This window comes from Sphaerochaeta associata, from assembly GCF_022869165.1.
Classification (GTDB): domain Bacteria; phylum Spirochaetota; class Spirochaetia; order Sphaerochaetales; family Sphaerochaetaceae; genus Sphaerochaeta; species Sphaerochaeta associata.
The window spans coordinates 2,593,290-2,617,921 of record NZ_CP094929.1 but is presented as its reverse complement, the minus strand read 5'-3'; the positions used below and the strand labels follow the sequence as shown (position 1 = coordinate 2,617,921).

Below are 24,632 nucleotides of genomic sequence, written 5' to 3'. Positions count from 1 at the left end.
TCCTCCTAGAGTTGGTTCTTGCTTTGCGGATCGAACGCATCCCTCAAGCCGTCACCGAAAAAGTTCATGGCAAAGAGGAAGATGGTCATGGCGATGGCCGGGAAGATCAACTTCCACGGATAGAGTGTCATACCATTCACGGCGTCTCCAACGAGGGAACCCCACGATGCATACGGAGCCTGGACTCCAAGACCGAGGAAGGAGAGGAAGGACTCCTGCATGATGAATGCGGGAACCCTGAGCGTTGAATAGACAATAATGACAGAAAGAGAGTTGGGAACCATGTGGCGGAAAATGATACGTCCGGTGGAAGCTCCCATGCTGCGGGCCGCTTCAACGTATTCGCTGTTCTTCAGGCTCATGACCTGGCCGCGTACCATGCGGGCGACGGTCAGCCAGCTGACCATTGCCAAGGCAACGAAGAGGTTCATGATATTGCGACCGAAAATGGCCATGAAGATGATGACCAGCAGCATGTACGGCAGGCCGTACATAATGTCGACAAAGCGCATGAGGAAGAAGTCCACCTTGCCTCCTGCATACCCGGCGATGGCACCCAGGACGATTCCGATGATGACGCTGGTGATGGTTCCGATCAGACCGATGGCGATGGAGACCTGTCCTCCGTAGATGATGCGGGACAGCATGTCGCGGCCGCTGTAGTCGGTTCCCAGGAAATACTTGCGTTCATGTTTTTTAGTAGCGGTAATTTCGGCGGTAAGCTGATCATTCACCTTAATCTCGCGGTCGATGGGGAACTGGGCCCTGCCTTCGCTGATCTCCTTGCGGAGCTCGCGCTCGGCGTTGCGGGTGATCGTGGTTTTAATTTTGCCAAGGAGGTTGGTCTTTCCCATGGCGAAAATCCCCTTCTCCCCGAGGGTGTCCATCTCAATCTGGAGGTTTGCCTCATACTCCTCTGCACTCAGGTCGGGGGTGGAAGCCTTCAGGTTGTTGAGCACCTGGTTGCGAATTTCATCCCTGGTCTGCTTCTCGATGACGGCAATGTCAACGTTAAGCAGGTTTGCGTAGATGGTTTCTATCTCGATGAAATCCATACGGGCAAGATTGTGCACCTTTTGGGTGGCGGGATCGGTCCACAGGACCTTGTCGACGCTGATCAAGAATTCAGTGTCGATCTTCTCCTGCAGCCGGTCGATGGTTCTTTGGTCGGCGCTGCTGAACGTGAATGTTCCTGCTTGTTTTTGGCGTTCTCCCTCTGCATAGCAGAAGTCCCACACCTTGTTGGTTTCGTTTGCTGCAATCCATGTCTTTATCTGGGCGGACTGCTCCTCGGTCACCTTCAGATTTCCGGATCTCCAAGCCTTGAAATACAGGTCTTCAAGCCTGGTCTCCATCATCAGGTCGCCGGCATTCTTGGTAAATGAGGGGCGAAGGTGCTGATGGTCGAGGATGATTTGGTCGTAAGGGTAGATGGGCAGGAACATGGCGCTTGCTGCGAGGATTGAGTACACTGCAACAATAATCATGCCAAGGACCGCCATTTTATTCTTTTTCAGTCTTCTCCAGGCATCCTTGCTCAGACTGTTGCCTTCAACCACCTGGTCAAACTCGTTGAGGGCCGTTAATTTTGCTTTTCTTTTCAAGAACATGGTCCTCTCCTTATTTGTAGGTAATTCTCGGGTCGAGTTGGGCGTAGACGATGTCTACGATGAAGTTCATGATAATCAGGATGACCGAGTACACGATGACGACACCCACGATCAGGGTATAGTCGCGGTTGAAGGAACTCTGGACAAAGAACTTGCCGAGGCCCGGTACACGGAAAATCTGCTCAACAACAATCGAACCGGTGATGATACCTGCAAATGCGGGACCGAGGTAGCTGACGATCGGGAGCATGGCCCCCTTCATGGCGTGCTTGAAAATAATGGAAGTGCTTTTCATTCCCTTGGCTTTTGCTGTGCGGATGTAGTCGCTTCTCAGTGTTTCCAGCATGGAGGAACGCGTAAGTCGGGCGATGTTTGCAAAATAGGCAAAAGAAAGGGAAAGGGCGGGGAGAATGACGGTTTTCCAACCTTCTCCTGTGGTGTACCAACCACTGGTGGGCAGCCATTTGAGCTTCATCGCAAAGATCAGCTGCAGGACCGGTGCGATGACAAACAGCGGGACCGAGATGCCGATGACGGCTATCCCCATACTCAGGTAATCGATCCATGAGTTTTGCTTGACCGCCGCAATGATTCCCGCCGAGATTCCAAAGAGCAGGGCGGCGAACATTGCCCAGCTGCCAAGAACGATTGATTTGGGCAGACTGTTTGCAATGTAGTAGTTGACGTCATAGTCCTTGTATTTGAAGGACGGTCCTAGATCGCCGCGCAGGATATCAAACATATAGCGGCCGTATTGTTGGAGCATGGGTTCATCCAGATGATATTTTGCCTCAATGTTTCGCTTTACCACCTCGGGAAGGTTTCGCTCTGTAGCGAACGGACCACCGGGTGCAATGCGGACAATGAAGAAACTCAGCGTGATGATGATAAGTAGCGTAGGAATCATTCCTAATAGGCGGTTCACGATATATTTCGTCATTCGTTTCCTCTTGTGAGATTTTTGTTGCATGGCATGGAAGGGCACAATAAGCCTGTGATCATACAGCATTTCAGATACTATACCAAGACAGTCATTTATGCAAGAATTACGATAATTATGCAATTCCAATACTTTTTGCAAAGCTATAAGAGTTTTGGGTGCAAATAGATACAGGAAGAATAACCATTTGCGGTTATTAACACTATTTCAGTATCTGTCAGAGTGTTTATAAGCCTTGGGAGGTAGGAAAACGCCTCACTTTCATGCTAATCTGCCACTCTGTACAATAAGTCATTCAGGAGAACCTCATGAAAAAAGTATATATGGAGAATCTTGGTTGTTCCAAGAACCAAGTTGATGCCGAAACATTGATAAAACTGCTGGAGGACGACCAGTTCATCCACACCCAGGAGGTGGGAGAGGCCGATTTGATCATGGTCAACACCTGTGGATTCATTGAATCGGCTCGTCAGCAGTCGATTGAATCCTTCTTTGCACTTCATGAGGCCAATCCCGATGCAAAAATCATTCTCAGCGGTTGTATGGCCCAGCGCTATGCGAAGGAGCTGCAGGAAGAACTGGGCGAGGCTTCGGCCATCTTCGGCAACCGCGACCTCTCAAAGATCAATGAGGTGGTCAGGCAGGTTTTTGCAGGTGATCGGGTTGTAACCATTCCCTCCTATCCCCCCATGGAGAATGAGGTGTATGAGCGCAATGATTTGCTCTCGTTCCCCGGCAGCGCCTATCTGAAGATAAGCGAAGGCTGCAATCACTGGTGTTCCTACTGCGCAATTCCCTTGATCAGGGGAGGACTGAGGAGCAAGCCGATGGATGTAATTATCACCGAAGCGAAAGCCCTGATCGAGCGTGGCATCAAGGAGATCAACCTCATCGCCCAGGATTTGGCCGCCTATGGGACCGATGGAGCCGACGGGCAGAGCAAGTTCATGCAACTGCTTGAGGCCTTGGTTGCATTGGAGGGTGATTTCTCAATCCGTCTGCTCTACATCCATCCCGATGCCTTCCCCGTCGAGCTCATCCAGTTCATTGCTACTCACAAGAAGGTACTGCCGTATTTCGACATTCCATTCCAGCATGCCGACCAAAGAGTCCTGCAAAGCATGGGCCGCACCGGTACGAAGGAGAGCTATCTTGCACTCATTGAGGCGATTCGCAAGGCTGTTCCTGAAGCGGTTGTCCGTTCGACGATACTGCTAGGGTATCCGGGAGAGGATGATGCGGCGTTTGCCGAGGTGCTGGACTTCCTATCCAAGGCCAAACTCGATTGGGTTGGTTCTTTCACCTACAGCAGGGAGGAGGGAACCAAGGCATACAAGCTCAGGGGCGAGCGCGAGCACAAGAAGGCGAACAAAATCGCCCAAATGTATCAGGCGCAGCTTCAGGCTTTACAGGCCCCGATCACCCATGCAAACCTTCAGCGGTTCGTCGGCAAGGAGTTTGAAGTCCTCATCGAGGAGCTTGTTGAAGGAGAGGACCTTGCCATCGGGCGCATGTATGCCCAGGCTCCCGAGGTTGACGGACTTACGGTTGTCGTGGGAAGGTCGCTGAAGCCGGGTCGGAAGGTGCTGTGCGGAATACGCTCAGTCAATGGTCTTGATTTGGAAGCCATTCCGGTACAAGGAGCTGTTCATGGCTGATATCGAAGCAATGCTGGATGCACTGAACGACCAACAGAGGGAGGCGGTTCTTGAGAACGGCAGACCTTTGTTGGTGCTGGCAGGGGCGGGCAGCGGGAAAACGAGGGTCATTACCACCAAAATAGCCTACGCGATTGAGAAGCTCGGTATTCCTGCCTATAAGATTCTTGCGGTTACATTCACCAACAAGGCAGCCAGCGAGATGAAGCAGCGGGTGAAGGTGATGCTCGATGGAAACGCCCGGGCCGATGAGTGCACCATCCGTACCTTTCACTCCTTCGGTGCATGGCTGCTCAGGCGGTTTGGTTCTGAAATCGGTTTGGCCTCGAATTTTACCATTTATGATGACGATGATTCGCTTTCCCTTCTTGCGTCCTGTTTCCCGAATTACAAGAAGCGGGAGCTCGAGCCGGTCATGCGCAAAATCTCGTATGCCAAGGACCGTGGACTCCGTCCTACTGACAACCTCACCAGCTTGAAGGTGGATGGAACCTTCAAGCGAATGTATGAGGCGTATGAGAGAAAGCTTAGAAGCATCGGCAACGTCGACTTTGCCGATCTGATCGGTCGAAGTATAGAACTGCTTGAGGAGAAACCCGGCGTATTGGATTGGGTCCATCACAGGTTCTCCATGATCCTGGTGGATGAGTACCAGGACTCCAATGCCGCGCAGTTCAACCTGCTCAAGCTTCTGGTCGGACCGGCGTGCTTCATTTGTGTTGTCGGTGACGACGACCAGTCCATCTATCGTTTCCGAGGGGCCGAAGTACGCAATATTCTCAGCTTCCCCGAACTCTATCATGGAACGAGAACGATCAAGCTGGAACAGAACTATCGCTCCACCAAGCATATTCTCGATGTTGCCAACTCAGTCATTAAAAACAACAAGGGCCGCCATGACAAGAAGCTGTGGACTGCCAAGACCAAGGGATCAAAACCCAACCTCTTATATATACAGGATGAGCAGGACGAAGCGATGAGGGTGAGCAACATTCTCCTTTCGGACAAGAAATTCAATGAAAGTGCAGTACTCTACCGAACCAACGCCCAGTCTGTTGCCTTTGAGACCATGTTCAAGCGGCTTTCCATCCCATACAAGGTCGTCGGGGCTCTGCAGTTCTATGACCGTGAAGAGGTGAAGGACGCCCTCGCCTTGTTGTTCCTGCTTACCAATGAGAAGGATGAGGTGAATTTCAAGCGCATGATCAACAAGCCTGCAAGGGGTATCGGTCCGGGGGCTTTGGACAGCATACTCTCCTTTGCCTCTCAGACCGACGGAAGTCTTTTTGCCATGCTCAGGCTTGCCATCCAAGGCAATATTCTTTCGACCAAGGCAAAAGCCGGTGCTTCGTATTTCTTGAGAATGTTCGAGCATGCCCAGGCGATGCTCGGAGAAGGGGAGCTGGTTGATTGTGCAAACTTTTTGATCAGGGAGGCGGGGTTGCTGGACTACTATCAGGAGCTCGACAGCCAGAACAGCACCGGCAAGGTAGGCAACCTTGAAGCGCTGGTCAACGCCCTCTCCTCATACGACTCCTCATTGGAGGGTTTGCTGCTTTTCCTGGAACAGCTCTCGCTGGACCCGACCACCTTGGGCAGGGAGGACCCCCGTGACAAGGAAGGGGTCACCCTGATCACCATGCACAATACCAAGGGGTTGGAATTCGACCGGGTGTTTGTTGCAGGGCTGGAAGAGGAGCTTTTTCCTGGAAGGGCGAGTGAGAGCGATGACGACATCGAGGAAGAGCGACGCATATTTTATGTTGCCGTTACCCGTGCTCGAAATGAATTGTACCTTCTCTGCGCCAGGGCGAGAAAGATTTGGGGTCGGACAAGCTACCAGCACCCAAGCCGCTTCCTCGATGAAATCGACTCCTCCTTGGTCAGCGTTCAGGGCATCAGGCCCGGATCGTTGCATGCTTCAGGGTTCGAAGGGTTTTCAAGCCTCGGCGAGAAGCGAAGGGAGCACCTCAGTGCCGCTAAACCCTCCTCTTCGTGGGGTAGCAGCGGGGGCTCGCTCATCCAGAAAGGCTTTGGCGGCAACGCCAAGACCTTTACCATGAAGACCGTCCACGATGAGGCTGATGCCGGACCTCTATTTCCTGTCGGTCAACGGGTGTATAGTGACAGCTATGGAGAAGGCGAGGTGGTGAATGTGCGGATGAACGGAGACCGGGAGGTCATTGAAGTCCGCTTCGGCGGGGGAAGAAAAGCCACGTTTATCAGCAAGTTTGCTCAGCTTGAGAAAATTGGGAGTGAGTGATATGACCGATGGGGGGAAAGAGACTAGACAAGAAAGGCCGGAAGGTTATACAATGCCTACCGTTGTCCGTGCGCGTTCGTTCTATCTGTATGATAGGCGGGGTGTACGATATACCGATTTTTTTCAGAATTATGGCAGAGCCATTCTGGGGCATCGACCCGAACAGATCCAACGGTCCATAAAGGCCACGGTCAGTCGCGGGTTGATCAGTGAATATCCTTCGCTGTTCTCAGGAAGGCTTGAAAAGCTGCTGGCAATGCTGTTTCCAGACTTTCCGGTAATCAGGGTATACTCTGATCAACAGAAGGTTCTTCAGGTGGTTCAACGGATATCGAATGATGCAATATTTGATCCCGCGATCTCTCCTGAGCATGCGAGCCGTACAGTGTCCTATTGGCGACCGTTCCTAGGTTTTGGCGGGGCAGATTCCGTGATGCTCCTCCCTATCCTACCTTTCCCAGGGAGTTTCGTACCTCAGGTCGTTTGCCTCAAGGAAGAAGCCTGTACAGCTTGGCTACCGCCCTCGGATTGCGTTTCACCGTTGTTGCTTGATTTGCTCATCAAGACCACAGCGTTCCTGATACGCACACTTAAAGCGGAGGATACAGTTGCAAAGCGAATGAACAATCCCCTCCAGGGAGTGTTCGAGACCAGAGGTCCGTACGGATTAACCGGCCTTTGTGCTCAACGCTACGAGGAGTTTGCTTTGGAGGCCTTGGCCCTCAAGGTGATGCTTCCTCCTTCTGCTGACGTACCGTTCATTGTTCCTGCTGAGTATTCGGCCGGTGATGTACAGGCGTTTTTGCAGTTGTCGCGTCGGTATGCTGGTGCTGTAACATACTAAATATGGCAGGTCGGGGTGCAAGGCATCCTTCTGTCCATGCAAAAAACACACGCAAGGCTGGTCCTTGCAGAACAGGATGAATAGATGAAGACTATTTTTGTGAAACCGCTGACAGTTCAGAAGAAATGGTATCTGATTGATGCAGAGGGAAAGGAGCTTGGCAAGGTCGCAGTTGCCGCTGCACGCATCCTTCGCGGGAAGAACAAACCCATTTATGTGCCTCACCAGGACATGGGTGATTATGTGATTATCATCAATGCTGAGAAAGCTGCTCTTTCGGGCAACAAGTACCAGGACAAAATGTATTATCGCCACTCGAACTACCCCGGTGGACTTCGTTCGTACAGCTATGCTGATATGATCAAGCGCAACCCGGTGTACCCGATGGAACGTGCCGTCAAAGGTATGCTTCCCCGTGGTCCGCTCGGTCGCAAGTTGTACACCAACATGAAAGTCTATGCAGGTGCGAACCACCAGCAGCAGGCTCAGCAGCCCATCAAGGTTGAAATCTAAGGTAGGAGCGAAAAATGGCAAAGAAAGAAGTTAAAAAAGTTGTAGATCTTGGTCATGGTGTCGGTCGCCGCAAGACCGCTGTCGCTCGTGTCTATCTGCGCGAAGGCGAGGGCAAGATTGTAGTGAACGGCAGGGATGTCGATTCCTACTTCGGAAACCCGATGTTGGTGTTCATTGTCAAGCAGCCGCTTGAGACCACCGAAACCGCCGGAAAGTACGATATCCTCATCAATGTTGTTGGTGGTGGTCCCTCCGGTCAGGCCGGTGCTTGCCGCCACGGTATCGCACGTGCACTCTGTGAGCACGACGAGGCTTACAGGCCTGCACTGCACACCGCTGGATTCATGACCCGTGACTCCCGCATGGTCGAACGCAAGAAGTACGGTCAGCCGGGTGCTCGCCGCAAGTTCCAGTTCTCCAAGCGCTAAGTGGCATTTGCACGCATCGAAGGGGAAATCCCTGGCCAGGGCTATCAAGTTTCTGTCCACGAGGGTTTCCCTTTTTGTATTACAGCCGATGTTTTTCGTTCCCTGCACCTCTCAGTCGGCCAAGAGCTTACTGAAGCTGAGTACCTTGAGCTCAAGGAAGTTCAAGCCAGGCGCAATTGCCGCTCCCAGGCAATGGGCTACCTTGCCAGGCGCGAGCATACCGGTCTTGAGCTGACGCAGAAGCTCACCCAAAAGGGGTATGAGACCGGCATCATCAGAACCACGCTTGATCAGCTTGCCGAGGAGAACCTGCTCAGCGAGTACCGCTATGCTCTCTTGACCATTGAGCAGAGGCAGAGGAAGAGTCCTGAGGGAAGAATCCTGATGGCTCAGCGTCTCGCCGCAAAAGGTGTCAATCGCGAGGATGCCAACCGTGCCTTGGATGAACTGTATCATGAAGAGGCGATTGTCGAATATGTGCAGAGGGCCTATACTCAAGCAGAACAAAAAGTCGGTGCTGATAAGGTCAGGATGCAACTGCAGAAGAAAGGCTTTTCCTCCTACGAAATTCGACTTGGTCTTGAGGGCTTTGAGAAGTCCGAGTAAACTTAGCAAAAACGAGGAGGCAAGCATGAGTAGAAAGCAGACAGCAATAGCAATTGTTCTTGTTTTCTGTTTCGCCCTGTCTCCCCTTGCGGCCTTTACATTCGAGTATAATGAGAGTCTATCCAAAGCCAGTGACATTACCTTGGGCCTGACGCTTGTAACCCCAGGGGTACTGGGCTTGATAGCACCTTCATCGGACTACATCGCCATTGTGAGCAGCTATGCAGGGACCATGGTGAGCGCCTATGGAGTCCGTACCGTCTTGAAGCATGTCATTCACAAACCGAGGCCGTATGTTGGACAAATTGATCGACCTGCCGATACAAGTAAGGACTATGAGTCCTTTCCTTCAGGTCATAGCATTATGGCTTTCAGCGCTGCTGCGTATGCCCAGACCATGCAGCTTCTTTTTTATCCTGATTCAACTACCATGAAGGCCGTCAGTGCAACGACTTGGATTTTGGCTGCCACCACTGCAACGCTTCGGGTGATCAGCGGCAATCACTATCTGGAAGATGTTCTGGCCGGTGCAGCGATAGGGTCTGCCATTGGGTTTCTTGGTCCCTATCTGACATATCGGTTGCTGCAGCGAGACAGCAACGCCCCCCACATATTGGCAGGACCGGTGGTGGGGATGCGGGTGTCGTTCTAAACTATGTAAATTGAGTATGGCAGCGCTGATTTAAAAACAGTTCATCATGCTTCAAGCTCTACATGATAATGCAATAGCATGCAATCAAGATTTTGAATACCCAAGCAACGAAAACAACGATGGTTTTTCGACCATCCTGGGTTTCCTTTCCCGGTCAGCAGGACGTTGCGGGCTTGTCCCCGATCAGATCGGGTAGGCCTTGATGTGGGGTTTGCGATAGCCCTTGTCCATGAGAGCGTAGAGGAAGTTCGTATGTTGGACGGCCGTTCTCATCAGTAGCACTGAAACCTTGCAGTCATGGAAGCAGGCACCAGTCACTGGACGGGCCTGGTAATCTATGAGCCTCTGCCTTGAGAACGAACTGTTTGTTGAGTTTCTTTGCAAACAATCTTTTAGAAAGCGCCCTGTCAGTTTCGTGCACGTGAAAATATCTCATCGCCTTCGTCCCTCCAGGAATATAATCGGCGATATTCCCGATGCAGGAACCATCACCGGAGGGGTGATGATACTCTTGGGTGTTGCCCTGTTCAATAACAGGGGCAGGCTCGGCTCGTATTTACAGCCAAGTATGGCAAGACGAAGCACATAGAAATGACCAACCACGCGATGCAATGGCGTGGTTGGTTTATAGTGATTCTACAATTTCTGGCTTACTTCTGCTTGATATGGGCCAGAAACTCCTCAAACCCATCACCACCTTCCTGTGGTTCATACTCAACCAAGGGGTAGTGCTCCATGACGAAGTCGATGTCTTTGTCGCCTCTGCCTGATAGATTGACCAGGATTACCTTGTCCTTGGGCAGGGTCTGGGCCAGCTTGATCGCATGCGCCACAGCGTGGCTGGATTCAAGGGCGGGGATGATGCCTTCCATCCTGCTCAGGCCGTAGAAGGCTTCCACCGCCTCGCGGTCGGTGGCACTGTCGTAGATGACCCGTCCGATGGTGTGCAGGTAGCTGTGCTGGGGACCGACGCCCGGATAGTCCAATCCGCTTGCAATCGAGTAGACAGGAAGTGCTTCACCCTTGTCGTCCTGCAACAACAAGCTCTTGAACCCATGCAGGACACCCACGCTTCCCTTGGTGATGGTGGCTGCATGGTCAGGAGTGTCCAAGCCTTTTCCTGCAGGCTCAACGCCATAGAGCTTGACACTCTTGTCTTCAAGGAAGGCACTGAAAATACCCATGGCATTCGAACCACCGCCGACACAGGCTACAACAGCATCGGGAAGGGCCTTGGTCAGCTCCTGGATCTGCTTGCGTGCCTCGATACCGACTACACTCTGGAAGTCACGGACCATCATAGGGAAGGGGTGGGGACCGACAACCGAACCGATGCAGTAAATCTGGGTGACAGGGTCCTGCAGGTAGGCCTCGAAGGCTGCATCAACGGCATCCTTGAGTGTCTTGGTTCCTCTGGTCACTTCCACTACGGTTGCACCGAGAATCTTCATCCTGCTTACGTTGGGAGCTTCTTTCTTGATGTCGATGGAACCCATATAAATATCACACTCAAGGCCGAGCAGGGCTGCTGCGGTGGCGAGGGCCACACCATGCTGGCCGGCACCGGTCTCTGCGATGACCTTCTTCTTGCCGAGCTTCTTGGCAAGAAGCACTTCACCGATGCAGTGGTTGATCTTATGCGCTCCGGTATGGTTCAAGTCTTCGCGCTTGAGATAAATCTGAGCTCCACCGACTGCTTCACTCAGTCGTTTTGCATGGTAGACCGGAGACGGGCGTCCGATATAATGTTTCTGGAGGCTGGCAAGTTCGGTGAGGAACTCAGGATCCTGGACGATCTGCTCATACGCTTGGGTAATTTCGTCCATGACGACCTGCAACTGGGGAGGAATATAGGCACCTCCAAACTCTCCGAAACGTCCATCCCGGTCGGGAAGATTGGTTGTGTTGATCTCTTTGGTTAGTGGGTTCTGCATGAGGTTCTCCTTCTTGAGTTCCGATGTTACTGTAGATAGAAACAATCTGTCAACAGGAAAAAGAGAAAAGTTTCTATAAAAAGAAACGTCTTTTTTATTTGTATGGCATTTTTATTGTTTAGAACACTTATTTATGAATTATTCAGAGAAAGATCGCTTTTTTCAAGAAAAAACCCACAGAACCATTGTGTCCTGTGGGCTTGCTGCAGCAGCAGAAAGGGAATTTAGATTCCCAGAGTCTTCTTCAGGGCTGCTGCATCGCGTACGCCAACAGCCTTGTTCACAACCTTGCCGTCCTTGTAGAACAGAAGGGTGGGGATGGACTGTACGCCGAAGGTACCGGCAAGTTCACCTTCCTCGTCGACATTGACCTTTACAATCTTAGCCTGGTCGGCAGAGATCTCCTTGTCCAGCTGCTCAAGGATGGTTCCCTGCATGCGGCATGGACCACACCAAGCCGCCCAGAAATCGACGACTACGGGTACACTGCTCTTCAGTACTTCAGCTTCATATGTGCTCTTGGTTACATGTTTGATCATTCTATGCTCCTTGTTACTGTATACTATACAGGTGAATTCTTATATCGTATAGATACATTACTACTTTTATTTGCTAACGGCAACTACTTGGGAGTACTTTTTTATGCATCCAGTCTTCGATCTGCACTGTGATACCATCTACGAACTCCAGCAACTGGGTACGGGAACCCTAGCCGAAAACTCCGGCCAGGTATCACTCGCTTGGATGGATAAGGCAGGACAAGTGACCGCCTGTTTCGCCATGTTCGTCGACAGCGAGCAAGGCAATTGCTGGCGATCGGCACAGAGACTGCATGAACGATTCCTTCTGGAATTGGAGCAGAATCAGGATAGGATTGTGCAGGTCAGAACTGCAGACGAAATCAGGGGATCTTCTCTTCATGGTGCGATTCTCAGTTGCGAGGAGCTGCAAATCCTGGAAGGAGAACTCAGCCGCATCGGGACACTTGCCTCCTGGGGCGTCCGCCTTGCCACCCTGACATGGAACCATGAGAACGACTATGGGTTTCCTCATCACCTTGCAGGAGGCTTGAAACGGCTGGGTTTCTCGGCGGTTGAGGAGCTTGAGCACCACAACATCCTCGTCGATGTCTCTCACCTCAACGATGAAGGACTCAATGACGTAGCCTCGATATCGAGAAAGCCGTTTGTGGCGAGCCACTCGAACTGCCGTTCAGTTACCAATCACAGCAGAAACCTCAGTGACCGCATGATCCGAACCATCGCAGACAAAGGCGGGGTGGTGGGATTGAATTTCTGTCCCTCCTTTCTCAGTGAGGACTGGATGAGAAGCAGCATCGAGGCGATGGTTCGTCATGCCGTCCATCTCAAGCAGGTTGGGGGAAGTGCTGTTACGGCATTGGGCACCGATTACGACGGCATCACGGGTGAGCTTGAAATTCCCCATTACGATGCACTTTCTCTGCTCTGGCAGGCATTGGAAAAGTCAGGCTTTACGTCCTCCGAGTTGCAGGCCATGTGGTTTGAGAATGCCCTCAGGGTGTTTTCCTGAGGCTTTTCAACAGGGTTTTATCCTCTTCACTGACAAGGCGTGACTCAAGGCACTTCTGAATGGCTTTTCGCCGAACCTGCTCGCCCAGGATGCCCGGTTGCAGATACGGCAGTGTTTTGTTGCGGTCCTTGCAGAAGGCGGTGGCATAGGCCCAACCGAGTGCCATCACAACGTAATAATGAGGGTTGGTGACAGAAGCGAGCTCGACCAGTGTTTCCGCAATCGAATTCTCCTCAAGGTAGTAATTCATCAGTGAAACGATGCCGAGGCGCTGGTCGTATGGATTTTGCTCTCGGAGAAGAGAGCGAAGATACCTGTAGAAATCTTTTTCCTGCGCAAGATGGGAAAACCATCCGGCAAGGTTGTCATTGGTCGCCCAACTATCGTTGAACGGTCTGAGCCTGTCCAAATATGAAAGGGCACTCTGATAGTCAAGTTTCAGGAGCCCGAAGAGAGAGAAGGCAATTTGGATCTCTTCATACGAAGGCTCTTGGTAGATGAAGAAATCATCAAGGGCCTTGATGCCTTCCTCCCCGTACAGCTGCTTGATGAGCTTCTGAAGCTTGGGGGTCCGGATTCCGAAGATGAGTCGGTCACTGACCTTGAGTTTCTTGCTGAAGGCGCGATAGGAAGGCTCAGCGAGATCGCTGAGCCTTTGGCGAAGCAGGTGTTGGTTCACAGGCCCATGCGCTTGACGAAGCGCATCAGATTGTCCATGGTTTTCGCCATATCCTGGGGAGCGCGGGGTTTTGCAGCCTTGAAGTCGATGGCCAGGCGGTTGATCGAGAAGATTGCACTCACACCTTCGTTGTAGGCGCCTTCAACGTCGTCTCCGATGTCACCGACGATGGCAACAACCGGTACATTGACCTTCTTTGCCCGCCTTGCAACCCCGATGACAACCTTGCCTCGCAGGCTCTGGCCGTCGATCTTTCCCTCACCGGTGAGTACCAGATCGGCTTTGGTCAAAAGCTTGTCGAAGTTTACAGTCTCGAGCACCGTCTCGATACCCATTTGCAGTTGGCTGCCGAAAAAGGCTGCCATTCCGCCTCCCATACCGCCTGCAGCACCGCTGCCGGGGATGGCTTGCACATCGATGTGGCAGTCACGCTCGATGACCTTGGCAAGACTTTGCAGGTTTGCATCGAGAATCTTGACCATGTCGGGATTGGCTCCCTTCTGCGGCCCGAAGATATACGCCGCACCGGTGGTGCCGTAAAAGGGGTTGTCGATGTCGCACATGGTGGTGATGGTGACATCCTTGAGCGCGGGGTCCAGGCTCGAAGTATCGATGCTTGCCACCTTGCCCAAGGTTCCTCCGGTGGGAACAAAGGCCTTTCCATCCTTGTCACGGAACACGACGCCGCATGCAGCAGCAGCCCCACAGCCGCCGTCGTTGGTGGCACTGCCGCCAAGACCAACGATGATGGTCTTACAGCCGCTCTTTGCTGCATCGAGAATCAACTCGCCGACGCCGTAGGTAGTGGTCAAATCAGGATGAAGCTCATCCCCTACGAGGGGAAGGCCGGCACAAGCCGCCATCTCAATGACTGCGGTATTTTTCTTGATAACCCCATAAAAGCTTTCCATGGGGAATGCAAAGGGGCCTTGGACGGTAAGAGATCTCTTTTCGCCTCCGAGAGCTTGCAGGAACGCATCGACACTACCTTCTCCTCCATCTGCTACAGGAATGCTGGTGACATGGGCATCGGGATAGTGTTGCTTGATCGCTCTGTCCATGATGGAACAGATCTGTTCGGAACTCATGGTTCCTTTGAAGGAATCGGGGATTAATAGGATATTCTTCATCGCGGGCTCCTCACTGATGTGGGGGCCGAAGCCCCCGTATTGCCTCTATGTTACAGCAAAATGAGGGAGAAAAGCCAGATGAAAATGATGCTTGCCAAACCTTGCAGCAATGTGACCATGGTCTGGGTCTTGTATCCGTCCTCGGGCTTGAGCTTTCCGAAGTTGGTCACCACCCAGAAATAGCTGTCATTGGCATGTGAAACCGTCATCGATCCCGCTCCGATCGCCATGACTGTCAACACGGCGGCCATCGGACTGGCGAGCCCGAGTGCAGTCATCATGGACGAGCTTTCAGCGATGCTGCCCATAATACCGGCCGTAGTGGTGATGGCGACGGTTGAAGAGCCTTGAGCGGTTTTCAGTATCGCCGAAATCAGGAACGGGAAGAAAATACCGACTGCAGCCAAGACTGTGGCATGCTCTTGCATGAACGCGACGAAGCCGGCGCTTGCGATGACTTTTCCGAGCACTCCGCCGGCAGCGGTGATGAACAGGATCGGACCGACCACTTTCAGCGTCTCGGTGGTCATGGTGTTGAAATATTTCATCTCACTGCGTTGAACGAGCAGGAGAATACCGAACAACAATCCGATGGTCAACGCGATGATCGGTGTGCCGATAAAGGCCAGGAAGCCGGCCATCGCTCCCTTCCACTTCAAGGCGGCGGAAAGAGAGCCGAGGGCCATGGCAAGAATGGGCATGAGAATCGGGGCAAGGGAAAGAAATCCGTTCGGCAGGTCCCCGAAGCTCTTGAGCAGCGTGTCATAATCGACGCCTTCTTCGTCTTCTCCCAAATCCTCACCACTCTGAACTTTCTTGCCGATGTAGTTGGCATAGAAGTAGGCGATGGCAAGCGAGGGGATGGAAACGATGGCACCTATGACGATCACCATGAACAAATTGTCTCCGATTCCCAAGGTTCCTGCTGCTGCGATCGGACCGGGAGTAGGTGGAATGAGCACATGACTGGTGTACAGACCGGCAGAAAGCGCGACTGTCATGGCAACAGACGAGAATTGGGTCTTTTTTCTAAGAGCCTTGCGGATGGGATCGAGAATGACAAATCCGCTGTCGCAGAACACAGGAATCGATACCACCCAGCCCATGAGTTCCATGGCAAGCTGGGGATGTTTGCGACCCACAAGCCGGACGACCATCTCAGCAAGCTTGAGAGCGGCTCCCGTCTTCTCCAGAATGGTGCCGATCAGGGCTCCAAGGATGATGACGATGCCGATGCTGCTGAAAATGCCGCTGAATCCAGAGCCTATGACACCCGGGATGTCCTTCAATGGCAGGCCGATGACGATGGCAAGAAGCAAGGAGACTCCCATCAGGGCGAGGAACGGATGGACGTTCCATTTCGAGATGGCCATGATCATGACCGCGATGGCGATCACAAACGTGATGATCAATGCAATTCCAGACATGAACAACCTCCTCATGGTTTTTGAACAGTATACCACCGGTGCAGGTAAAAGAAAGAACCATGTCGTATATCCAATACACAATGTAAGATGAATTGCATTCATCATTGTGGTGCTTGGTATGTTCCCAAGCACCACAAGAGGATGCTAAACCCTCCTGAACGGTGGTATTTCGATTCCCTCTCCCTTGAGGTGGTAATCGAGAAACTCCCGTACCGCGGTATTGGTGATTTCCATGCAAGCGCGTGGGTCTACGCTACCGGTGCCCAACAAGGATGCAAGCAAGGGCGAAACGAGGGGGAGGTCGGTGAAGTTCAGATGTCCTGAACCATCGACGACCAGTTGATATGCTTCAAACGCATTCCCTTGCATCCTCATGTTTGCGTAGTCCAGGCCGATTGCAGTGGCATCTGCGTAATGACTCTCGTTGAATACATCCAATATCGGTTTGGGATAGGGAACATCGGTCAATACCTCCTTCCCCTGTTCGAAGCCCACTATCTCGCCCATCAGCGTCCCGTCAAGAACGATCACTGCATCAATTGCATCGTCCTCGCGTCCGATCCATGCGGCGGTTGCGCCGCCCATCGAGTGGCCGAGGACTCCGATGCACTCGATATCCAACTGGTGAAAGAGTTCGCTGGAGGTTGGAAGGGCCGCTCGTTTCCGTATCTGCTCCAGTACAAATGCCATATCACAGGAGCGCAGGGCCATCCAATCTTTTTGCAGCTGATAGAGTGCTTCACCTGTGATCTCACCATTCTCCACATGCATGGCGGTTTGGATGAAGCCGGTATCGCCGAGCACAACCCTTCCATCAGCTTCCTTGGTCATGAAGGCCTGATACGTATGGTCGATGCTTGCAACGATATACCCGTTGCCGGCCAATTCCATGAAGGTGGAATGATTGCTCATCCTATAGCCGAAGGCCCCGTGGGAGAATACAACCAAGGGGAATGGACCTTCCAAAACAGGTGCGCTCTCTCCCGGCGTGACGGCTGGATACCAAAACTGTACCGTTATGTTGCGATAATCCGCCTCAGGGGTGAACACGTCCTCGCGATTCTCATCAGTCCAGGTATAAACCATGGTTCCCACTGCATTGCTTGAGGTTTGTTGCAAGGGGACAGGGGGCGGCAGCAAGAGCAAAGGAATCACTGACAACCCTATAAGCACGATGCTGATCACCAGATTGCCTGCAGTTTTTCCTTTGGACCTGGCTTTCGTTGCTGATTTCTTTAACAAGCCAAGTAATGAAATCAGCGCCCTTACGGCGAGCAGACCACCCAAGAGGTACCACGAAAATCCCCATGGAATGAATCGAATGCCGGCAAGCAGTACAAAGAGCAAAAATAGAACAATGCGCAGGCGCAGGGTGTTGCGTCCCCAGCACTCTCGCTTTTTGTACATCACCACTTCCAAGCAGCATAGTCCAAGAAAAATTCCCAATGCAAGCATTCAATTTCCCACCTTATTCCGTGTGTTGTGCAGTAAAAGCAGTCTGGGCCTCGGAAAGCAGTGCCTCGGCCTCTCCCGGTTCGAGTTGAACGAAACCGGATGCAACCATTGCTGCTATTCCATGCGTGAAGATGAACATTTTCATGTAGAAACGTTTTGCAGATTCCAAGCTGATGTGCATCTCGCGAGAGAGGTTTTCTGCAACCTCCAGATTTTCCCGATCATCATACATATGCTCAAACCCGTGCAGGTCCATCACCTCGCTCATAAACAAGAGCCTGAACAGGTTGCTCTCTTGGCGGGCGAAGGTGATGTAGGCTTCACCGAGTTTGCGAAATGCGTCGCCACCTTGCATCGCCTGTGCGGCATATCGGTCGAAGTACCTTCCTGCATAGGCGTGGAAGGCTTTCTTCAGTGCGTCCATGTGCTCGAAGCGACTGAAAATCGGTTGTGTCGAGCACCCCAGCTCTGCAGCCAGGCTTCGGGCGTTGACCTGTTCAAATCCATGCTCCCGGGTAAGGCGGAACGTGGCCTCCAGTATCATTTCCTTGGTGATCTTCTGTCTTGGCGCCATATGGTATCCCTCCTTGTTAGATAATAACAAAAGTTATATAACATATGTAATATAAAGAGTCGATACAGTCAACCCACCAGAGGCTCAAGTGCAGGAATTGGATAGATTAGTGCTTCCAGAAGTGTTTTGAGAACAGAACGTAGACGGTGAAGAGTTCCAACCGGCCGACAAGCATCAGAAACGAGCAGAACCACTTGATCCAGGAGGGGAGGAATGCAAAGTTGCCTGCAGGACCGACTTCCCCGAACCCGATGCCGATGTTCCCCAGAAAGAGAAACGAGGCGGAAAAGCTGGTAAGTGGATCGGCTCCGCTGAGCGAGATGACCACCGCTCCCACCACACCGGTGAGGATGTACACCCCGAAGAAGGTGGCGATGGAGACGAGCAGATCTTCGCGGAATGTCGTTTGTCCCACCCTTACTTGGAAGACACCCCTTGGATGAATCCTGTGCTTGATCTGGGCCCTGCCCATCTTGAAGAGGGCGACGATGCGTATGACCTTCACTCCACCCCCGGCCGACCCTGCCGAACCTCCTATGAAGAAGAGCAAAAAGAGCAGGACCTGGGTGAATGCAGGCCAATGGATGTAATTGGCGGTGGCGAAGCCGGTGGTGGTGAGAATGGATGCGGTCTGAAATGTGCTGTAGCGCAGCGACTGGGCAAACGTATCATAGGTGTTGGAAGTGAAAAGCTTCAATGCGGCGAGCAGTGAGACCACCGCCCAAATACCGAGATAAACCCGCAGTTCCCCATCCTTGAGCACCGACGAGAGCTTTCCGCTCAGAGCCTTGTAGTAGAGGGCGAAATTAGCCCCGCTGACCAGCATGAACAGGGTGACGACGATATCGACATAAGCACTGCCGAAAGTTCCTATCGAAGAGTTTTTTACACAGAATCCTGCTGCAGCCATGGTGGAGAAGGTGACCGTCACGGCATCGTAGAGATTGAGTCCTCCCAGCAGGAGCAGGAGTGTTTCGATGAAGGAGAATCCGATATAGATGGACCAGAGAATGAGCGCGGTGTTCTTGATTTTCGGCGTCAACTTGTCTTTGGTGGGTCCCACCGACTCAGCACCGACAAGCAACGAACCACTTACCCCCAACGCTGGAAGGAGGGCTACGAAGAGTACGACGATTCCCATGCCTCCAAGCCAGTTGGTCTGAGACCGCCAGAAGAGGATTGCCTTGGGAAGGCTTTCAATTTCCGGCAGTACCGTTGCGCTGGTGGTGGTGAAGCCGCTCATCACTTCGAAGTAAGCGCTGCTGTAGTCGACATAGGCACCGCTCGCAACCAAGGGAATGGCGGAGAACGCAGTTGCAATAATCCACGTCAGGGTGACCACCAGATAGCCGTCCCGGGCATACATGGTCTTGGTCTTAGGCTTTCCGGTAAGAATCAGGCTGGTTGAGCAGAAGACAGCGATGGCAAGGTAGGCAATGAGAAAACCCCGCAGGGCATCAGCTTCCTGATAACGGTAGGCGAGTGTCGTGGGAATTAGCATCAATATGCCGATGAATAGCTCAATGAACGCAAGCAGTCTAAGGTCCAGTCTCCAGTTGATCATCTGTCGTTACCCGAATAGCTTTTGGATGAATTCAGAAGAATCACGCATGACAGCCACCAGAACGGTGTCTCCTTCCTTCAGGGCGGTGAGCCCGGTGGGAATGGTGCTGTTGCCCGCTCGATCAGTAAGGCCGGCAACGATGGCTTTCTTTCGCATGTTGATATCCTTCAGTTGTTTGTTGCACACCAGGCTCTCCGCCCGAACGACAAATTCATAGACTTCCAACTGATCGTTGAACAACGTGTGAATGCTGGATACATTGGTACCCCTGAGGTATCGTAACAGCGACTCGACGGTGGTATCGGTGGTGGAGATGACCACATCGATATCGAGGTAGCTGGCCATGCGCGTGTAGTTGTTGTTCTGTTTGATCAGGGCGATCGAGCGATCGACTCCAATGCGTTTTGCGTAGCTTGCGGTGATGATGTTCAGCTCATCGTTGTCGGTGAGGGCGACCAGCAGGTCGTAAGAGCCCAACTGCTCCTCGGCCATGATGTCCTCATCGGTGATGTCGGCCTTGATGACCAGAATCTCACGGAATCGTTCGCTGAAGTTCCGGCATACCTCCTCGTCCTGGTCGACGACTGCAACTTTGGAACGCATGGAAGGGCTCATGCGGTTCAACAGTGCCCGCGTGATTCTACTCGCTCCAACCAACACCATGTTGTTCGGCTTTTTTTGCAGCTGGCCCACCGTCTTGAGAATGTCGGTAACCTCCTCGCTGTCGGCGACGATGGAGAGGGTGTCGCGTGCCTGGATGGTCGTGTTGCCCGAGGGAACGATGACCAGACCCCTGCGGTTGATGGATGCGATGACAAACTCGGCCTGCAGCTTGTTTCTCATCTCCATGACGGTCGAACCTACATAGGAACTGAACGGCTCGATGAAGAAGTTGTAGAGCAGCAGCTTGGAGTTGGTGAATCCGAGCACGTTGCCGTTCACCCCTTGTTCTATGATGTTGAAGATGGATCTTGCAGTTTCTGCATTGGGATTGACGATGTAGTCGATGCCCAGCAAGCCTTCCTTCAATCCGTCGGCACCGGTGTAGATCAAGGATCGAATGGCGGCCACTGTTTTGACTTGTGGATATGAGGATGAGACCAGGCCGCAGGAGACCAGGTTGATCTCATCGCTGTTGGTGACAGCAATGAACGCTTGGGCGTGCTCAATATCGGCCTCCAGGAGCTTGGCGATATCGGTGCCGTTGCCCAGTATTCCCAGACAGTCAAGCTTGGAGACGGCGCTTTCGATGCGTTCATGGGAGTTGTCGATCAACACAACATCCTTTCCATCTACAATCAGCTGCTTGGCCAATCCCAACCCGCGTCTTCCTGCCCCCAGGATGATTACCTTCTTGCTCGTATCAAGCTCCTTCCTTTCCTATGACCAGGAAATTGTGATGCTACCTCATGATGATACCAGAACCTTCCTAAAAGCAAAAGGCCTCTTGCAGGAGGTATTTTTCAGCTTCCAAGTCTCATGATTCAATCGTCAATACTCCGCTTTTTTTTTGATGACACAGTGCAAAATCCCTCACTTTTTGGTATGATGAGCCAAATCTCCAAGGAGTTGTCATGCCAGCATATCAATCGATGTCTCTCCAATCACTGTTCCGACTGCAGGACGAAATTCTGCTGGACCGGCTCGAACACCTTTTACCTGCCCTTATGGAAGAAAGCGGCATCGATATGTGGATCGTCATAGGTGACGAGTACAATGAAGGCCCTACGGTGGAGTCCTTGCTTCCCAGCAGTTTCTTCCATGCCCGCAGAACCGCAGCTTTCCTATTCTCCCTGCAGCAGGGAAAACTCTCGCGCATGGTTGTCTCCAAACCTGATTTCTCCATAGACCGTTTTTATGAACCGGTGCTGCTCAAGCCCAAGGGTTTTGACTGGGAGACTTTTTACCGGGCGTTCGCCTCCCGTTACGACCTTGAGGCGATTCGGGCGATGCCCGAAGAGGACCTGTACAGCTGCATTTCACGCATTGTCCACCAGCACAACCCACGCAGGATTGCCATCGAGGTATCAGACCAAGTCCCCTTTGCCGATGGTTTGTCCAAGAGCAATTACGACAAGCTTCATGCATGCCTGGACCCCTCGTTCCAGACTCGGCTGCACTCGGCAGAGGACTTGGTCGTCAGATGGCTGGAGACAAGACGTCCAAAAGAAATCGATCTGATGCGCTATATCAGTCACATCACACGCGAAATCATTGCAAAGTGCTACTCCCGCACCTTCATTGTTCCAGGGAAAACCACCATAGGGGAAGCCCGCTTCTTTCTCATGGAGAGTGCAATCAAGCTGGGGATGATTCCTTGGTTCGATGCTACCGTCTGGATCAGACGTAAAGGATTTGCGCACATCGATGATGACAGCGCCGTCATCGAGCAAGGTGATCTGCTGCATTGCGATTTCGGCGTCCGGTACGGCAAGCTCTGCTCGGACGTGCAGGAAATGGCCTATGTGAAGGCCGAAGATGATGAGAAACTCATTGCAGAGTTGGAGCTCATCCATAGGAAGGCCATGCGTTTGCAGGACATCCTGGCCCGCACGTTTTCCAAGGGTGCGACAGGGAATCAGGTGCTTGAGCAGGCGCTGGCGCAAGCGAAAGCCGAAGGAATTGAAAAACCCATGATCTACTCCCATCCCATCGGCCTCTACGGCCATGGACCCGGGCCGACGATCGGCAGCTTCGGCAATCAGGTCTTCGTCCCTGGTTCAGGGGAGAGGCTCATCAACGATTCGACCTGTTATGCGATGGAATTGAACGTCATGGAGCAGGTACCCTCATGGGACAACCTAAGAATAATGTACGGCCAGGAAATAGACATCCTGTTCCAGGACACAAGGGTCGAATTCCTTTCCGGCCGTCAGCAGCAGTTGCATATCATCTGATACCTTTCTGTTCTCCCAACTTCCTCAGTGCTTTCGCCATGCGGGTGAACACCTCTGCGGCCTTGGCATCGTCGGCAAAGCAGGAAGTGACGATGCGGATATGGCCTTCCCCCTGTTTTCCGTAGGCGGAGCCGGCATTCACCAAGACATTGGCATGTTCAAGCAGGTAGGCAACCACCTCTGCGTCGGTTCCAAGTTCGGATACATCAAGCCAACTGAGGATGCCGCTTTCGCTTTTCTGCATCGCAACCCCGGGTACTGCGGAAAAAATGTCAAAGGCCAGGTTCCTGCGCCTTTCGTGTCTTTGGGAAAGTTCTGCAAGGTAGTCAATCTGTTCAAGAGCGGTGATTGCTCCGATGGATGAGATGGTTGCACTGGCTCCCAGCACATTTACTGCAGCTCCGTACAGCACATCCATGATGCATTCATGTGCATAGACATACCCGATTCGCAGGCCGCTCAATCCCAAGCCCTTGGAGATGGAGCAGACGGTGACCGTTCGCTCCCACATTCCTGGCAACGTTGCCGGAGCGACGAACTCAAGGTCGTCGAAGATATGGTCCTCAAATGCTTGGTCGCAGACCAGGATGAGGTTGTGCTCGATGATGAACCTGCTCAACGCCTCAAGGTTTTCCCTTCTGAAAACGGTGGTTGTAGGGTTGTTCGGGTGGGTGAGCAGCACCATTTTGGTCCTGGGTGTATACGCGCGCTCAAAAGCCTGGATGTCCAGGGCATAGTTGTGCTTTGCATCCAAGGGCACGGCAACCGTTTTCGCCCCAAGCAGCTTTGGGTTGAGGAAATTGCTCGGATAACTGGGATCGGGTACGAGGACCTCGTCGAGGGGGTTGAGAAAAGGCATCATGGCATACAAGAGCCCTGAGTCGGATCCGGGTGTCACCAGAGTGTTGCGAGAAGAATCAAGAGAGAGACCGGTCTGCCGCACCACCTTTGATGTAATGGTTTTGCGCAGCTCCTGCATGCCGATGGGCATGCTGTAGTGGGCGGGCAGACCGGTCTTCAATGCTTCAATCATGGACTTCTGTACAGGTTCGGGGAGGGCTGGGTCGGGGAAGAACGGATCAGCCCAGGCAAGGATGTCTACTCCTTTCTCAAGCAACCGGCCGACACCGTCGCCCACATCGGCTTTTGCCACCGTATCAAACAAACCACCTTTGATGGTTGCAAACGCGGGATTCATCAGACTCCTTGCATCCATGTTCCTACTCCTGTTTCCTTGCTGCTACTCTTTATTCATGTTCTGCAGATAGCGGTATATGGTCTGGGATGAAACCCCCAGCACATCGGCAACCCGACCTACCGCTCCTTTGAATTTAAACACACCCTTCGCTTCCATTCTGCCGATCAAGGCTTGCTTCTCCGAGGTTGTACTATCCACCAGCTTCAGGCCTGATTCGAGAATGACGGTATCGATGATCTCCCGGACGATGGAATCCACCGAACCATCGAACCGCTCAAAACTCTTTTCCGCCTCGGGGGCATCCTGCCTGCGTGCAGGGTTGATGACCACCAAATCGGACAAGAGGTCGTGAGCCCTCAGAAGGTCGGTGATATCGATATTCACACACAAGAGACCGATGACCTCGCCTTTCTCGTCCTTGATGAAATAAGTGGATGACCGCAGAATCCGCCTTCCTTCACGGGTTGTTCCCGTGTAGTTGGTCACGCTTTGCTGTGTTTCATACACCTTGTTCTGTAAAAGTTCGAGCGCATAGTTGGTAATCGAGCCTCCGACCTCACGGTTGGTTACATGCCCGTTGACTATGTGGCAGATGGAGTGACTCAGGTCACTGAGGTCGTGAATGAGTACTTCGCAGTTCCTGCCATTGATGGCTGCGATGTAATCGGCGATGGGAAAATATCGACGCAGTTCCTCCCTCGTTCCCATT

The 24,632-nt window shown here is 52.5% G+C and carries 23 protein-coding genes; 10 read left to right on the top strand and 13 right to left on the bottom strand.

Annotated features, from left to right (window positions below; all coding sequences use genetic code 11):
* Positions 1 to 5 precede the first annotated feature (5 nt).
* Both MUG09_RS16580 and oppB read right to left on the bottom strand, forming a co-directional pair.
* Positions 6 to 1,610 carry an ABC transporter permease gene (locus MUG09_RS16580; protein WP_244771697.1) on the bottom strand — a complete coding sequence of 535 codons (1,605 nt, stop codon included), beginning with the start codon at positions 1,608 to 1,610 and terminating at the stop codon, positions 6 to 8.
* A gap of 10 nt (positions 1,611 to 1,620) precedes the next feature.
* Entirely contained in the window at positions 1,621 to 2,550 is a 930-nt protein-coding gene (gene oppB, locus MUG09_RS12145; protein WP_244771696.1) for an oligopeptide ABC transporter permease OppB, read from the bottom strand.
* Positions 2,551 to 2,858: 308 nt separating this feature from the next.
* On the opposite strand from oppB, the gene rimO reads away from it, so the two are divergent.
* The 8 genes from rimO (at position 2,859) to MUG09_RS12105 (ending at position 10,103) form a co-directional block, all read left to right on the top strand.
* Positions 2,859 to 4,208 (top strand): 30S ribosomal protein S12 methylthiotransferase RimO, encoded by a 1,350-nt coding sequence (gene rimO / locus MUG09_RS12140; protein WP_244771695.1) that lies wholly within the window; start codon positions 2,859 to 2,861, stop codon positions 4,206 to 4,208.
* The gene (locus tag MUG09_RS12135; RefSeq protein ID WP_244771694.1) at positions 4,201 to 6,471 is read left to right on the top strand and encodes an ATP-dependent helicase; all 2,271 of its coding nucleotides are present in this window, start codon (positions 4,201 to 4,203) and stop codon (positions 6,469 to 6,471) included. The genes rimO and MUG09_RS12135 overlap by 8 nt, the downstream gene beginning before the upstream one ends.
* 619 nt (positions 6,472 to 7,090) lie before the next feature.
* The gene (locus MUG09_RS12130; RefSeq protein ID WP_244771693.1) at positions 7,091 to 7,315 is read left to right on the top strand and encodes a hypothetical protein; all 225 of its coding nucleotides are present in this window, start codon (positions 7,091 to 7,093) and stop codon (positions 7,313 to 7,315) included.
* Between the two features lie 84 nt (positions 7,316 to 7,399).
* A complete protein-coding gene (rplM, locus tag MUG09_RS12125; protein WP_244771692.1) occupies positions 7,400 to 7,828 on the top strand; it encodes a 50S ribosomal protein L13 in 429 nt (142 codons plus the stop codon).
* A gap of 14 nt (positions 7,829 to 7,842) precedes the next feature.
* Entirely contained in the window at positions 7,843 to 8,256 is a 414-nt protein-coding gene (rpsI, locus tag MUG09_RS12120; RefSeq protein ID WP_244771691.1) for a 30S ribosomal protein S9, read from the top strand.
* Positions 8,257 to 8,862, top strand: a complete 606-nt coding sequence (locus MUG09_RS12115; RefSeq protein ID WP_244771690.1) for a regulatory protein RecX — start codon at positions 8,257 to 8,259, stop codon at positions 8,860 to 8,862. It abuts the gene before it with no gap.
* 25 nt (positions 8,863 to 8,887) lie between these two features.
* Positions 8,888 to 9,514 carry a phosphatase PAP2 family protein gene (locus MUG09_RS12110; RefSeq protein ID WP_244771689.1) on the top strand — a complete coding sequence of 209 codons (627 nt, stop codon included), beginning with the start codon at positions 8,888 to 8,890 and terminating at the stop codon, positions 9,512 to 9,514.
* A 421-nt stretch (positions 9,515 to 9,935) separates the two neighbouring features.
* On the top strand, positions 9,936 to 10,103 hold the full coding sequence (locus tag MUG09_RS12105) for a hypothetical protein (RefSeq protein ID WP_244771688.1): 168 nt from the start codon (positions 9,936 to 9,938) through the stop codon (positions 10,101 to 10,103).
* 61 nt (positions 10,104 to 10,164) lie between these two features.
* Here the strand turns inward: MUG09_RS12105 and trpB are convergent, their stop codons facing one another.
* A complete protein-coding gene (gene trpB / locus MUG09_RS12100) occupies positions 10,165 to 11,448 on the bottom strand; it encodes a tryptophan synthase subunit beta (RefSeq protein WP_244771687.1) in 1,284 nt (427 codons plus the stop codon).
* A gap of 224 nt (positions 11,449 to 11,672) precedes the next feature.
* Positions 11,673 to 11,987, bottom strand: coding sequence for a thioredoxin (trxA, locus tag MUG09_RS12095; RefSeq protein ID WP_244771686.1), 315 nt, complete (start codon positions 11,985 to 11,987; stop codon positions 11,673 to 11,675).
* Positions 11,988 to 12,090: 103 nt separating this feature from the next.
* Between trxA and MUG09_RS12090 the strand changes: the two genes are divergently transcribed.
* Positions 12,091 to 12,999 (top strand): dipeptidase, encoded by a 909-nt coding sequence (locus MUG09_RS12090; RefSeq protein WP_244771685.1) that lies wholly within the window; start codon positions 12,091 to 12,093, stop codon positions 12,997 to 12,999.
* Here MUG09_RS12090 and MUG09_RS12085 read toward each other — a convergent pair.
* The 7 genes from MUG09_RS12085 to trkA all read right to left on the bottom strand — a co-directional run bounded on the left by MUG09_RS12085 (position 12,983) and on the right by trkA (position 21,169).
* Entirely contained in the window at positions 12,983 to 13,678 is a 696-nt protein-coding gene (locus MUG09_RS12085) for a DNA alkylation repair protein (RefSeq protein ID WP_244771684.1), read from the bottom strand. The two genes, MUG09_RS12090 and MUG09_RS12085, sit on opposite strands and share 17 nt — an antisense overlap.
* The gene (locus MUG09_RS12080) at positions 13,675 to 14,808 is read right to left on the bottom strand and encodes a glycerate kinase family protein (RefSeq protein WP_244771683.1); all 1,134 of its coding nucleotides are present in this window, start codon (positions 14,806 to 14,808) and stop codon (positions 13,675 to 13,677) included. Before MUG09_RS12080 ends, MUG09_RS12085 begins: the two co-directional genes overlap by 4 nt.
* 50 nt (positions 14,809 to 14,858) lie before the next feature.
* Entirely contained in the window at positions 14,859 to 16,235 is a 1,377-nt protein-coding gene (locus MUG09_RS12075; protein WP_244771682.1) for a GntP family permease, read from the bottom strand.
* Positions 16,236 to 16,379: 144 nt separating this feature from the next.
* Complete coding sequence (locus tag MUG09_RS12070) at positions 16,380 to 17,642, bottom strand: alpha/beta hydrolase family protein (RefSeq protein WP_244771681.1); 1,263 nt, start codon at positions 17,640 to 17,642, stop codon at positions 16,380 to 16,382.
* A 61-nt stretch (positions 17,643 to 17,703) separates the two neighbouring features.
* The gene (locus MUG09_RS12065; RefSeq protein WP_244771680.1) at positions 17,704 to 18,264 is read right to left on the bottom strand and encodes a TetR/AcrR family transcriptional regulator; all 561 of its coding nucleotides are present in this window, start codon (positions 18,262 to 18,264) and stop codon (positions 17,704 to 17,706) included.
* A 106-nt stretch (positions 18,265 to 18,370) separates the two neighbouring features.
* Entirely contained in the window at positions 18,371 to 19,828 is a 1,458-nt protein-coding gene (locus tag MUG09_RS12060) for a TrkH family potassium uptake protein (protein ID WP_244771679.1), read from the bottom strand.
* Between the two features lie 6 nt (positions 19,829 to 19,834).
* A complete protein-coding gene (gene trkA, locus MUG09_RS12055) occupies positions 19,835 to 21,169 on the bottom strand; it encodes a Trk system potassium transporter TrkA (protein ID WP_280529408.1) in 1,335 nt (444 codons plus the stop codon).
* A gap of 233 nt (positions 21,170 to 21,402) precedes the next feature.
* On the opposite strand from trkA, the gene MUG09_RS12050 reads away from it, so the two are divergent.
* Positions 21,403 to 22,725: a M24 family metallopeptidase gene (locus MUG09_RS12050; protein ID WP_244771677.1), complete on the top strand. Its 1,323-nt coding sequence runs from the start codon at positions 21,403 to 21,405 to the stop codon at positions 22,723 to 22,725.
* Here the strand turns inward: MUG09_RS12050 and MUG09_RS12045 are convergent.
* The gene (locus MUG09_RS12045) at positions 22,718 to 23,941 is read right to left on the bottom strand and encodes a pyridoxal phosphate-dependent aminotransferase (RefSeq protein ID WP_244771676.1); all 1,224 of its coding nucleotides are present in this window, start codon (positions 23,939 to 23,941) and stop codon (positions 22,718 to 22,720) included. The two genes, MUG09_RS12050 and MUG09_RS12045, sit on opposite strands and share 8 nt — an antisense overlap.
* A 24-nt stretch (positions 23,942 to 23,965) precedes the next feature.
* On the bottom strand, positions 23,966 to 24,631 hold the full coding sequence (locus MUG09_RS12040) for a helix-turn-helix transcriptional regulator (RefSeq protein ID WP_244771675.1): 666 nt from the start codon (positions 24,629 to 24,631) through the stop codon (positions 23,966 to 23,968).
* Position 24,632: the final 1 nt, after the last annotated feature.